This is a genomic window from Spirillospora sp. NBC_01491, assembly GCF_036227065.1.
Taxonomy (GTDB): domain Bacteria; phylum Actinomycetota; class Actinomycetes; order Streptosporangiales; family Streptosporangiaceae; genus Spirillospora; species Spirillospora xylanilytica.
The window spans coordinates 703,231-714,810 of record NZ_CP109432.1; the positions used below are offsets into that span (position 1 = coordinate 703,231).

Here is an 11,580-nt window from a genome sequence, read left to right on the forward strand (position 1 = left end):
CCTACCAGGCGGTGACGGTCAGCTCGTCGCCGACCGACACCTTGCCTTCCCGGGGCACTGAGAACTTGACCCCGAAGGCCACCCCATCGGGGGTGCGCCGGTAGCCGGCCAGCGTGCGCAGCGGTTCGGGCCCGGCCCGTCTCCTGGCCTGATCGACCACCGTGACCGCGCACCGGATGGCGAGCTTGGCGAAACCGAGTTCGGCGTCGCCGACGGCGGCGCGGCGGATCCGATCCTCCAGGTGCGGCTCGTCCCAGCCGTCGATGACGATGTTGGGGCGGAAGCGGCTCATCGGAACGGTCCCGGCACCCCGCGCCGCGATCCGTTCGTTCAGGGCCGCCAAGGACGACACGGCGGTCAGATGCACGGCGCTGCCGTCGGCATAGCCGGCCGTCCCGGGCGTCAGGCCATCGGTGACACGGTGATACTCGGGCGGCAGCCTGACCAGGCGGCTGGATGAGCCGAGCACGTCCGACAGCCACTCGGCCGCCGTGTCGCCCTGGTCGATGCCCGGATACGGGTCGCCGAACATCCGCACTTCGCGGCGCGGGCCGGTCAGGTCCACCGCGACCGTGATGGCGTCCGAGCCGTCCGTCCGGAGGGTGAGCAGCGCGCCGTCCGCGCTGACCCGCGGCCTGACCAGCGCCAGCCTGGGATCGCGGCGCAGGCTACGGAACACGCCGCCGGTGCCGGTGACCATGAACGTCCGGTCGTGCGCGATGCCCGCGGGGGTCAGCACCGCCTGATCGAGCGCGGTGCCGGCGCACCCCTTGACCGGATGGCAGTTCAGTCCGACGATCTTGACCATGCCTGGACGCTACGGTTCCCGCGGACCGGAGCCAAGGGAGAGGGGCGATACCTGCCACAGACCCGTCAGTTTCACCCGACTCGGGGTATCTGCCGATCATGTGCCCGTGACACTGGCAGTTGACGAATCATGGGGCCGAATCCTGGCCTGACTCGCCAGGTACGCCCCGGCCGGCGGATTCCATCGGTGGGCCCGCCGGCCGGGCCGGTGCCCGCCCACCTAGGGTTTGGGCTCGTTGACGTGCACGGTCAGCTCGGATTCGTTGGAGGTGACGGGCTGGTCGTCGTCCTCTCTCTGGCCTGTTGCGGGCGGTGTTCGTGACGTATCCGCGTTTCCTGTCCTCTTGGGTGACGTTGTGGCGGCCGGTGCAGGTCACTGATTCACCTGGGCCAGTGTGGTGGTCGGGCAGTTGAGCCCTTCTGCGAGGGTGTCGCTGATGGTGATGGTGTTCAGTGGTTCTTCGGTCACCACCGGGTTCGGCGCGGGCGACACCACGACGTGAACGGTCCGCTTCACCGACTCCAGCAGCGCCTCGGCCTGTTCCGGTGTGGCGTCGGCGGGAATCTGGGTGAGGTCGCCTTGGAGCCGTCCGGGAAGCGTGGACGTCCAGGGGCCGGTCGTCGTCTTGTTGTCGGTCGTCGCGTCCAGCCAGCAGTACCCGGTCGTGCCGTTCCCCGGGCCGCGGACGGTCACCATGTTGGGACCGGGGATCCGCGCCGCCGGGGCATCGCGGACCACGTCACGGCCGACCTGGCGGACCCCGGCAGCATCCGCGCGGCCGTCCATCGCGTCCGAGCCGGCGCAGGCCGCCGCCTGTCTGCTCAGCGACCGCGCCGCCTTCGTCACCGGCGTCGTCCTGCCCGTGGACGGCGGTCTCAGCGTGTAGGCGGCCACCGGCACCGCCCACCCTTCGAAGTCGTCGGCCGCCGGCATGCCGGAGCGCGGTCGCTAGGCCGAAGTACCGGCCTCGGCCGCTGCCGGAGCCTTGCGCGGGCTGTCGTCCTGCCGGCATCGCACCAGCAGGCAGGAGACGGCGCCGACCGTGATCGCGGCGATGGGCAGTGCCAGGGTCGGCCGCATGGTGTGGACGAACCCGTGCTCGAACACCGACGCCGCCGCTTGCTGGATGTGGTGGGCGAGGCTCGCCGGCGTCCCCGGCGGTGGTCGGAGCGTCGCGCCGGTCTGCCCGGCGCCGACCTCCAGGCCGCCCTTGGCGGCGTTGTCGAAGCCGGTCACGAACTGGCCGCGGACGCCCGCCGGAAGGCCGGCGGCCCGGTCGGCCGCCTCGTTCTGGAGTGAGGAGGCCAGGCGATTCTGCAACACCGCGCCGACCGCGGCGCTGCCGATGACCGTGCCGATCTGCCGGATCGTGTTCAGCACGCCGGAGGCGGCCCCGGCCATCTTGGGCTCCACGTTGTACATCGCGACCGTGACCATCGGGCCGAACACGCAGCCGATGCCGACCCCGGCCACGATCAGGGCCGGCTGGAACTCCCACCACGCACGGCCGACACCGGTGACCCAGGTGAGCCAGGCCATGCCGGCCGCGAACAGGGACAGGCCGGTCATCAGGACGTACTGGCCGCCGACCCGGTCCGCCATCCGGCCTGAGAACGGCGACAGGACCGCCGATACCACCATCGCCGGCGCCATCACCAGTCCGGCCTTGAGGGCGCTGAAGCCCAGCACCGATTGCAGATAGATCATCACCGGCAGGAACAGGCCGATCATCCCGACCTGGACGGTCGCGGACACGAAGCTCATGACCGCGTAGTTGCGGTCGCGGAAGAGCACGAAGGGCAGCAGTGGTTCGCCCCCCTGCCGGGTGCGCTGGTGGACCAGGAACCCCACCAGCAGCAGCGCGGCCCCGCCGAGCAGCGCCCAGATCCCGGCGTTCCAGTGATAGCGCTGGCCCTCGGTGAGCGCGAAGGTCAGGCACGCCAGCGTCGCCGTGGCGAGCAGCACGCCCGGCACGTCCAGCTTGTGTCGGGTGCCGTGCCGGACGTCCGGTACGAGCGTGACGGCCATCGCGAGCACGATCGCGCCGAGCGGGACGTTCACGAAGAAGATCCAGCGCCAGCCGGCCGTGCTGACCAGGAATCCGCCGATCGTGGGCCCGGCGATCGTGGCCACGCCCGCGACCGCTCCCCAGACGCCGAGCGCCGTGCCGCGCCGCTCGGCCGGGAAGGTGCCGATGATGATCGTCATCGTCTGCGGCGTCAGCGCCGCCGCGCCCAGGCCCTGCATGGCCCGGGCGGCGATGAGCTGGGCCGGATCCTGCGACAGGCCGCACAGCACGGACGCGACCGTGAACAGGGCGACGCCCCCGATGAACATGGTGCGCGGCCCGTGCACATCGCCCAGCCGGCCGAACGTGATCAGCAGCGCGGCGAGAACGAGGATGTAGATGTTGATGACCCACAACACCCGGTCCAGCGACGCGTCCAGGTCGTCGATCATGCTGGGAATGGCGACGTTCACGGCCGTCAGGTCCAGCAGTGACATGAAGAATCCCAGGCTGAGCGTCAGCAGCACCGCCCAAGGATTGCCGCGCCATCTTTTCATTCGTATCCCTTCGTGGACGTCGGCAGGAATCGCCTGGGCAGGGCACAGGCCCGGTCGGCCGAGGCGGACCGGGCCCGGACGGGTCAGCTCTTGGTGGGCGCCTGTAGGCTCCACAACCGCCCGTCGGGATCCCGGACGGTCATTTCCCGGGTCCCGTAGTGGGTGTCCTGGAACGGGGTCACCACATCGATGGCGGGATCGGCGCGGAACGCGTCGGCATCGGGCACCTTCAAAGCGATCTGTACGCCCGGCTCCCGATCCTCGGGGATCTCCACGACGACGAGATAAGGCCCCTCGCCGTTACGGAACACACCGGATCCGTCGCCGGCGGACATCTCCATTTCGTACCCCAGTGCCTGGAAGAACTTCGCGGCCTTCCCCCAGTTGCGGGTCTCCAGGAACACCGCCTCGATTGCTTCTGTCCCCATGTCATGACTCCTTTTCGGAAGAGTGATGTTGCTGCCCGTTGGTGTCGTCGAGGTAGACACGCAACGCGTCGGCGACCAACGCCGACAATGACATGCCCGTCTCGATCGCGTGATGCTTGACCTGCCTGATCAGTCCTATCGGCAGGTACACGTTGAACTGCTTGACGTCCTCGTCGCCCATGGGTTCGATGCTAGCATACTAGCCAGCTAGCAAGGTCAGGGAGAGATGTCTGTCTTCATGGCCAAGCCGCACGATCCGGACGTCGTCCGCGCCGGCGACGCCGAGCATCTGCCCGAGATCGGTCACCTTCTGCTGGCCGACGCCAGTGCCGGCAACGGCGCGCTCAGCGCCCACCGCGTCCAACTCCCCCGCGGCGCCGACGGCGCGGTCCCGCATCGGCACGACCACTCGTCCGAACTGTTCTTCGCCGTCGACGGAGCGCTCGAGCTGCTCGTGGGATCGGAGATCATCACCGCCGGTCCCGGTGACCTCCTGGTCGTCCCGACCATGCCTTCCGCGCCGGCCACTCATGCGCACCTCTGGCCATAGACGAAGGCATGGCCTCGGTTGCTTGCTGCTCGGCTCGAAGGTGTTCCCGATCGCGGAGCCAGGTGTCAGCGGCGTTCGTCGGTGCCCGCGACCCTCGCGGTGGTGATCGCTATACGGTTCCAGGTGTTGATCGCGGAGATCACCGCAAGGACCTGGGCCAGTTCGGCGGGGTCGAACTGCGCGGCGGCGCGGGCGTAGACGTCGTCGTGGACGCCGTCCGCCGCGATCAGGGTCACCGCCTCGGTCAGGGCCAGGGCGGCCCGCTCCTTGGCGGAGAAGTAGTGGGACGCTTCGGACCAGACCGCGACCATGTGCAGGCGCATGTCGTCCTCGCCGGCCTTGCGTGCGGCGCCGACGTGCATGTGCAGGCAGTAGGCGCAGCCGTTGAGCTGCGAGGAACGGATCTGGATCAGCTCGACCAGCGCGGGGTCGAGCCCCTCGCGGGCGGCTGCGTCGAGACCGATCAGGGCCTTGAACGCCCGCGGCGCGGAGGCGGCGAAATCGATCCGGGGTGTGCAGGTGTTCGTCATGGTGCCTAATCTAGGGAGCCGAAAGACCGACGAGGAGGTGCATCAAGGTGCCGGAATCATGGGTCAATTCTGGGGTCGACCTGCATCTTGAGCTGGCCGGTACCGGGCCGCGCCGGGCCGCGCTCAGACAGGCTCTGCGCGAGGCGATCCAGGACGGACGCCTGGGGGCGGGAACGCGGCTGCCGCCTTACCGGTCGCTCGCCGCCGACCTGGGCCTCGCGCGGAACACCGTCGCCGAGGCCTACTCCGAGCTGGCCGCCGAGGGCTGGCTGATCGCCCGTCAGGGATCGGGCACCCGGGTCGCCGAGCGCCCGGCCCCTGGCAAACGGGTGCGGGTGCCGAAGAAGGCCCCCGCTGCGTCGGGTGCGCCCACGCACAATCTGCTGCAGGGTCGTCCGGACATCTCGTCGTTCCCGAGGAACGCCTGGGCGGCCTCGACGCGCCGGGCGCTCACCGCCGCGCCCAACGAGGCCTTCGGGCCGGGCGACCCGCAGGGCCGGATCGAACTGCGCACGGCGCTCGCCGACTACCTCGCCCGGGTCCGGGGCGTGCGCACCTCGCCCGAGAACATCGTGATCTGCGCGGGCTTCTCCGACGCGATCCGCCTGCTGTTCGGCGGGGGCGTGATCCGCGGGAAGCTCGCGGTCGAGGCCTACGGCCTGGGTTTCCACCGCGCGCTGCTGGCCGGCGCGGACGTCCACACCGTGCCGCTCGGCCTCGACGAGCACGGCTCCAGGACCGAAGAGCTGGACGGGCTGCGCGGCGTAGGCGCGGCCCTGCTCACCCCGGCCCACCAGTTTCCCATCGGCGGCCCGCTCGCTCCGGCCAGACGCATCGCCGCGGTCGACTGGGCGCGGGCCCGGGGCCGGGTGGTCGTCGAGGACGACTACGACGGTGAGTTCCGCTATGACCGCGAGCCGATCGGCGCGGTCCAGGCACTGGACCCCGACCATGTCCTGTACGTCGGGTCGGCCAGCAAGAGCGTGTCGACCGCGCTGCGCCTGGGCTGGATGGTGCTGCCCGAGCGGCTGGTCGATTCCGTCCTGTCGGTGAAGGGAGAGCGGGAGCGGTGGACGAGCGTGGTGGACCAGCTCACCTTCGCGGACCTGATCACCTCTGGGGCCTACGACCGGCATATCCGGCGGATGCGCCAGCGTTACCGCGACCGCCGTAACCGCCTGGTCGACGCCCTCGCCGCGCAGGCCCCGCACATCGACGTCACCGGGATCGCCGCGGGACTGCATGCGGTGCTCCGCCTGCCGCCGGGCACCGAGACCTCCACCGTGAAGGCCGCCACCTGGCTGGGCCTCGCGCTCGACGGTCTCGCGGGCTACCGCCACCCTGGGGCCGCCACCGCGCCGTGGGACGGCCTGGTCGTCGGCTACGCCGCCCCACCCGACCACGCCTACGCCGCCGCCCTCGACACGCTGTGCCAGATCCTGCCGCACCCGCCGTGAACCCCGTCGACTCGATCACGGAGTCAGCGGGGTCCGGCTCCTGCGGTCAGCTCTATTGGCGCGGCGGTGGCGATCCGCCGTCCTCTGCTCAGGTCGAGCGCGGCCAGCAGGACTGCTCCGGCTAGTGCCGCGCCGGCGACGGTCATCGAGTGCGTCTGCGAGGTCGAGTACGTCCCTCAGCGAAGCAGGTCGACACCAGGTTCAGCGTCGCGGGGAAGAGGGACGCGCCGCCGATGCCCTGGACCACCCGGGCGGCGATCAGCGTCGACGGTGACGCGAATGGATGGCGGAACCGTGCTCTCTGCTCCGGTGGTTGGCGTCGGCTCAGCGCGCGGCGAGTTCCTGCTGCCAGACCGGGCTCTCGAAGTAGTGGTTGTCGAACCGCTCGGAACTGTCACGGATGTCCTGGATTGTGGCCTCGCCGCGGTAGACGCGCTCCAGCAGGCGGTAGTAGTCGAACCGGTCCATTCCGGGCGTGAAGGTGACGAGCATCTCGGCCTCCGATCCCAGGGCCGGCGCGAACGCGTGCGGCACGGTCGGCGGGACGGTGAGGAAGTCGCCCTGCCCGAGAGTGAGGACCTGGTCGTCGAGCAGGATCCGCATCGAGCCGCTGAGAACGAGGAACGTCTCGGTGGCACGCGTGTGGAAGTGCGCGGGCGCACCGGGTGAGCCCTTCTGGAACGTCGCACGGTTGGCGGTCAGCGCGCCGCCGGTGGCGTGGGAGTCGGCGAGGAGCGTGATCAGGCTGGTCGCGCCGTCCTGGAGGGACTCGGCCTCCGCGGCACGGACGAGTACGGGCTTCGGTGCGTTGCTGACGGTCATGATCGCTCTTTCCCTCGACGTTCGGTTCTGGCTGCACTGATGAACCTAGAGGCCAGAAAGACCTCTCACAGGGTGCATTCAGACCGGAGAATCATGGGTCAATCTCAGGAGCGCGCCGAAGCGCCGGGACACCATCTTCCGGATGGCCTCGACGTCCAAGCCGGTCACGGTCGCGGCGGCGAAGGTGCTGCTGGACGAGTGCAGGCCGCGGCCGGACGATCTGGTGAAGCCGTGGCTGCCGGAACCCGCAGACCGGCGGGTGCTGACGCGGGTCGGCGGCCCGCTCGACGACACCGTACGGGACGTGCTGACCTCCACGTTCGGGCTCGGCATGGACATGACGGCGCTGGGCACGCCGATCATGAACGCGGTCTTCGAGCAGGGGCTGACCCCGAATCTGCCGGAGCCGATGCCCAAGCCGGATGAGTGGACGCGCCGCCTGAGCGCGCTTCCGCTGATGCACCTGCCCGGAGAGCACTGGCAGTACAACATCAGCAAGGATCTGCTCGGCGTGCTCGTCGCGCGGGTCACCGGCCAGTCGTTCGAGGTGTTCCTGCGCGAACGCATCTTCGACCCACTGGGCATGACCAACACCGGCTTCCACGTGCCCGCCGACCAGATCGACCAGGATGTCCACCCCGGATTCGGCGCGGGCCATCCACGACTTCTGGACCACGCTCCACCGGCCATCGACAACTGACAGTGAGCCCACGTCCCGGGTACGCCCCGAAAGAAGCAGGACGGTTCACCATTCCCGTCGAAGAGCATCAGTATTGTTAAATGTCGGTGGCGCGATGCCACCACCTCGCCGCCCAGGAGGCCGGATGACTGCAGATCCGCACAGCTCGCCCGCGCTGCGTGCGTCCGACGCCGACCGCGACCGGGTCATCGAGCTGCTGCACACCGCCGTCGCCGACGGCCGGCTCGACCCGGTCGAGTTCGACGAGCGGCTGGGCATGGCACTGACCGCCCGCACCCATGACGCGCTGACCCCGCTCATCACCGATCTGGTCGCGACGCCAGGCAGCCACGGCGCACTCACGCCGCCGCCGGCCGACCCGGCCGCCGAACTGCTCACCATCAAGGAGCGGCACGGCTCGGTGCGCCGTGACGGCCGGTGGACACTGCCGCACCGGTTGGTGCTGCGCACCGCGTGGAGCGAGGTGGTCCTGGACCTGACGAGCGCGGTGCGCAGCGCGCCCGAGCTGGTCATCGAGCTACGGGTGAGTGGCGGCACCGTGGAGCTGGTCCTCGCGCCGGGCATGGTGGTGGACGCCAACGAGCTGTCGGCGCGGCACAGCCAGGTGGCGATCAGCAGGAACGCAGGCGGCAACACGCCCGAGACGCTGCACGTCCGCCTGGTGGGCCGAATGCGGCACGGCCGGCTCGACACCCGGTGGCAGGCGCCGCGCCCGTGACGCGGCAGGGCCCGGACACAGCGGCGATATCCGGGCCCTGACATCTCGCGCTTGGTGCAGGCGCACCGCCGGCGCGCCGCGAGGAGTGGGCCCGCACCGTCGAGCGGTACGGCGGCCTGCGCGCGCCCTCCGACCGGATCGCCGACCCCGACGGCTGGGGCCTGCTCGCTGCCTGCTGTCCGAGGTTCCCAACCCGGCCACACCTTTCATCCGCTGACCGGTGACCGTCTGTCGTTCCCTGGTGTTAGCCTCTGCGGCACTCGAAAGTGATCATGAGTGGAGGCCCTTGCAGTGGACGTGTTCTCTCCCATCCCCGAACTCAACCTTCTCAAGGAGTTCTACGACGCCCAGGAAGACTTCTTCGCCAACGGCTTCGAGATGTACGAGTACGGTGACGAGCCCGAGGACCGGCTGGTCTCCTTCGCGCAGGCCAACGGCAGTGGGTCGCGGTACGGAATCTGGCGCAAGGACGACCGCGAAGACCTGGCCGCCCTGCCGGTCGTCGCCATGGGCGATGAAGGCGGGGTCCACGTCATCGCCCTCGACTTCCGGGAATTCCTCCGTCTGCTCGCGTCGATCCCTGCCGACTGCGAGCCGGACATCGATTGGGAGTCTTTCGGCCTCCGCGAGTGCGATGAGCCAGTGGAGAACAAGCCCTACCTCGCCTGGCTGAAGGAGACGTTCGGCATCACGCCCGCCGATGACTGGAAGGCCATCGTCTACGGCGCGGAAGCAGAACTGGGAAAGGAGTGGGCTGCCTGGGTCCACCCGATCATCCCGGACGCGGTCTGGTCACCGGTCCACGAACTGAACCTCCTCCCCAATGCGGCCTTCGACGGATTCGCGAACGGCTTCTGGCTGCTCGACGAGTACGGCGAAGACGAAGGGTTGGAGAACCCTGAGCTCACCGCCGATCTGGCGCCGTTCGCCACCAACGACAGCGACACGTTCTTCGCCCTGTGGCGGCTCGACGACCGCCCCGACCTCCCCGTTGTCGCGTTGGGAACCACTGCAGGCGCCCATGTCGTCGCCCGCAACGTCCGAGAGTTCTACCAACTGGTCGCCGCCCTCACCGACACCGAGATCTGGTGCGACGAGACCCGGGTGGGCCTTCGCCCCTGCGAACCTGCGGCCAAGCGCACGATGTTCCTGTCCTGGCTGGAAGAGACCTTCGGCCTGCGACCCACAGACGACCCGGCCGCCGTCATCGCGACCGCGCGGGCCGAACTGGGCGAACGACTGGCGACCCGGCCCGCCCGAGGCTGAGAACCGGCTCCCCCCTTACCTGAGTTCCGCGAGGTCCTCCGGACCCGGCTTCAGCCCGGCTCCTCCAGACGCGCCGGGGATCGGCAGGATGTTCGGTGCTACTCGGGATGCCTTGTCTACTCACGCCTACGGCGAACCGGCCTGCGGCGTACTCAAACGCTTGATCAGTCGCGGCATCCTCGTCGCGACAGAGCCGGGGTTGTTCCCTCAGCCGCGTCCATAGCCCGGCAGCGAGTCTCCGACGAGCCCGCCCCTCCCAACCTCAACGATGAAGAGGACATCAACTCGCGAACGGCCCTCTGAAAGCACTTCAGCTCCAGCACCAGCGCGAACAACGCCTCGGGGCTCGCGGTCCGGGCCCGCGCCCAGCCGATCTCCTCACCCGTCGGGGTGAAGAACACGTGCAGCACCCGAGCCGAGGTCACCCTCTTGAACTGCGGATACGCGGTGCGCTCGATCGACGTCAAACGCGGGCTCCTCTCCGGCCAACCAGATCCAGAACCCACGCACCGTGACCGTCAGCGATCAGCCCACACCTCACGGTTCATCGAACTGCAACCAAACCAACGCAGCCCGTCACCAAAGACGACCGACGTCAGGAGACCCGAGCAACCCCACTGCCCCTCTCGCGCCTACTTGGTCTGGCCCCCCAGATCGGCCAGGTTGCCGAACTGACCGGCCTCGGCATGCGCACCATCCGCCACTACGAAGAGGTCGGGCTGGCCCCGCCCACCGCCCGCTCGGCCGGCGGATTCCGGCTCTACACCGACACCGACGTCGCCCGGCTGCGGGTCATCATGCGGATGAAGCCGCTGGAGTTCACCCTGGAGGAAATGCGTGACCTGCTGGAGGTCCTGCACCGGCTCGACGACCCCGGCACCGGCCCCGCCGAACGCGAGCGTCTCCCCTGCCAGGTCGCCGCCTATCGCGACCGGGTCGACCAGCGCTGCGCCAAACTCCCGGCCCGCCTCGCCGGCGCCGAAGACTTCTCCACCGAACTCGGCGACCGCCTTGAAGCCGGCCGGCCCGCGCCACGCCCCTGACGCTCACCGGCCGCCGCGCCGTGCTCAGTCCGGCTCGCCGCAGGCCTGGGCGATCGCGGCCAGGACCTGCTGCCGGGCGGTGTCGGCGGTGCTGACTCCGATCAACGTGTAGTAGGCCAGCCCCTCGGTCAGCGCCACCAGCCGCACCGCCACCTCCCGCGTAGCGGCCACCTGCCGACCGCCGGTGCCGGTGCCGGTGGCCCGGTCTTGGGCGAGCAGGGCGCCGAGCCGGTTGTGCAACACCGCGTACTCGGCGCGCAGGCGGGCGGCAATGGCCTCGTCGGCCAGTGCCAGCGCACTGAAGGCCTGCCGTACCCGCAGATGGGTCCGCCTCGCCCGGTCGTAGGGGAGCAACTCGGTCAGCACCACCGTCAGCACGTGCCGCGCCGGAGCGCTCTGCAGGTCCTGGCCGACCAGCTCGCGGATCCGCTCCTCACTGAGCGCGTTGCCGCGTTCGAACGCCGCCTCGATGAGCTGCTGCTTGGCGGGGAAATAATGCTGGACGCGGCCCGCCGACACCCCGGCCCGAGCAGCGACCCGGTTCTGCGACACCGCCCCCAGGCCGTGATCGGCCACGATCGCCAGCACCGCGTCGGCGATCTGCGCCCGCCGCTGCTCGTACTCGGCCCCCATCCCGCGCGCCCGACGCTGCGCCACCAGCCACTCCTCACGATTACCGATGCGATCACATCG

At 69.8% G+C, this 11,580-nt stretch carries 14 protein-coding genes and 1 pseudogene; 6 read left to right on the forward strand and 9 right to left on the reverse strand.

All coding sequences use genetic code 11. The annotated features are described in order from the left end of the window. Position 1 precedes the first annotated feature (1 nt). The 5 genes from OHA34_RS03460 to OHA34_RS03480 all read right to left on the reverse strand — a co-directional run bounded on the left by OHA34_RS03460 (position 2) and on the right by OHA34_RS03480 (position 3,982). Complete coding sequence (locus OHA34_RS03460) at positions 2-808, reverse strand: MOSC domain-containing protein (protein WP_329520671.1); 807 nt, start codon at positions 806-808, stop codon at positions 2-4. Between the two features lie 372 nt (positions 809-1,180). After that, the gene (locus tag OHA34_RS03465) at positions 1,181-1,741 is read right to left on the reverse strand and encodes a hypothetical protein (RefSeq protein ID WP_329520672.1); all 561 of its coding nucleotides are present in this window, start codon (positions 1,739-1,741) and stop codon (positions 1,181-1,183) included. Positions 1,742-1,756: 15 nt separating this feature from the next. Further along, positions 1,757-3,373 carry an MFS transporter gene (locus OHA34_RS03470; RefSeq protein WP_329520673.1) on the reverse strand — a complete coding sequence of 539 codons (1,617 nt, stop codon included), beginning with the start codon at positions 3,371-3,373 and terminating at the stop codon, positions 1,757-1,759. A gap of 83 nt (positions 3,374-3,456) precedes the next feature. Continuing rightward, on the reverse strand, positions 3,457-3,801 hold the full coding sequence (locus OHA34_RS03475) for a VOC family protein (protein ID WP_329520674.1): 345 nt from the start codon (positions 3,799-3,801) through the stop codon (positions 3,457-3,459). A 1-nt stretch (position 3,802) separates the two neighbouring features. Next, on the reverse strand, positions 3,803-3,982 hold the full coding sequence (locus tag OHA34_RS03480; protein WP_285943396.1) for a CopG family transcriptional regulator: 180 nt from the start codon (positions 3,980-3,982) through the stop codon (positions 3,803-3,805). A gap of 45 nt (positions 3,983-4,027) precedes the next feature. Between OHA34_RS03480 and OHA34_RS03485 the strand changes: the two genes are divergently transcribed. Further along, a complete protein-coding gene (locus tag OHA34_RS03485) occupies positions 4,028-4,351 on the forward strand; it encodes a cupin domain-containing protein (protein WP_329520675.1) in 324 nt (107 codons plus the stop codon). A 65-nt stretch (positions 4,352-4,416) separates the two neighbouring features. Here the strand turns inward: OHA34_RS03485 and OHA34_RS03490 are convergent, their stop codons facing one another. Then, positions 4,417-4,881: a carboxymuconolactone decarboxylase family protein gene (locus tag OHA34_RS03490; protein ID WP_285943394.1), complete on the reverse strand. Its 465-nt coding sequence runs from the start codon at positions 4,879-4,881 to the stop codon at positions 4,417-4,419. A gap of 47 nt (positions 4,882-4,928) precedes the next feature. Here OHA34_RS03490 and pdxR point away from each other — a divergent pair, with 47 nt between their 5' ends. Further along, positions 4,929-6,338, forward strand: coding sequence for a MocR-like pyridoxine biosynthesis transcription factor PdxR (pdxR, locus tag OHA34_RS03495; protein WP_329520676.1), 1,410 nt, complete (start codon positions 4,929-4,931; stop codon positions 6,336-6,338). Between the two features lie 324 nt (positions 6,339-6,662). Here pdxR and OHA34_RS03500 read toward each other — a convergent pair whose 3' ends face one another. After that, positions 6,663-7,160: a cupin domain-containing protein gene (locus tag OHA34_RS03500; protein WP_285943392.1), complete on the reverse strand. Its 498-nt coding sequence runs from the start codon at positions 7,158-7,160 to the stop codon at positions 6,663-6,665. Positions 7,161-7,236: 76 nt separating this feature from the next. Between OHA34_RS03500 and OHA34_RS03505 the strand changes: the two genes are divergently transcribed. The 3 genes from OHA34_RS03505 to OHA34_RS03515 all read left to right on the forward strand — a co-directional run bounded on the left by OHA34_RS03505 (position 7,237) and on the right by OHA34_RS03515 (position 9,844). Then, complete coding sequence (locus tag OHA34_RS03505) at positions 7,237-7,860, forward strand: serine hydrolase domain-containing protein (protein ID WP_432763103.1); 624 nt, start codon at positions 7,237-7,239, stop codon at positions 7,858-7,860. 124 nt (positions 7,861-7,984) lie between these two features. Further along, positions 7,985-8,578 carry a DUF1707 SHOCT-like domain-containing protein gene (locus OHA34_RS03510; RefSeq protein ID WP_329520677.1) on the forward strand — a complete coding sequence of 198 codons (594 nt, stop codon included), beginning with the start codon at positions 7,985-7,987 and terminating at the stop codon, positions 8,576-8,578. Between the two features lie 291 nt (positions 8,579-8,869). After that, positions 8,870-9,844, forward strand: coding sequence for a hypothetical protein (locus tag OHA34_RS03515; protein ID WP_329520678.1), 975 nt, complete (start codon positions 8,870-8,872; stop codon positions 9,842-9,844). A 287-nt stretch (positions 9,845-10,131) separates the two neighbouring features. On the opposite strand, the pseudogene OHA34_RS38390 reads toward OHA34_RS03515, so the two are convergent. After that, positions 10,132-10,311 (reverse strand): annotated as a pseudogene (locus OHA34_RS38390) (hypothetical protein); the annotation flags it as partial. Positions 10,312-10,497: 186 nt separating this feature from the next. Here OHA34_RS38390 and OHA34_RS03525 point away from each other — a divergent pair. Further along, the gene (locus OHA34_RS03525) at positions 10,498-10,887 is read left to right on the forward strand and encodes a MerR family transcriptional regulator (protein WP_329522373.1); all 390 of its coding nucleotides are present in this window, start codon (positions 10,498-10,500) and stop codon (positions 10,885-10,887) included. A gap of 24 nt (positions 10,888-10,911) precedes the next feature. Here OHA34_RS03525 and OHA34_RS03530 read toward each other — a convergent pair whose 3' ends face one another. Next, entirely contained in the window at positions 10,912-11,544 is a 633-nt protein-coding gene (locus OHA34_RS03530) for a TetR/AcrR family transcriptional regulator (RefSeq protein ID WP_285943387.1), read from the reverse strand. Positions 11,545-11,580: the final 36 nt, after the last annotated feature.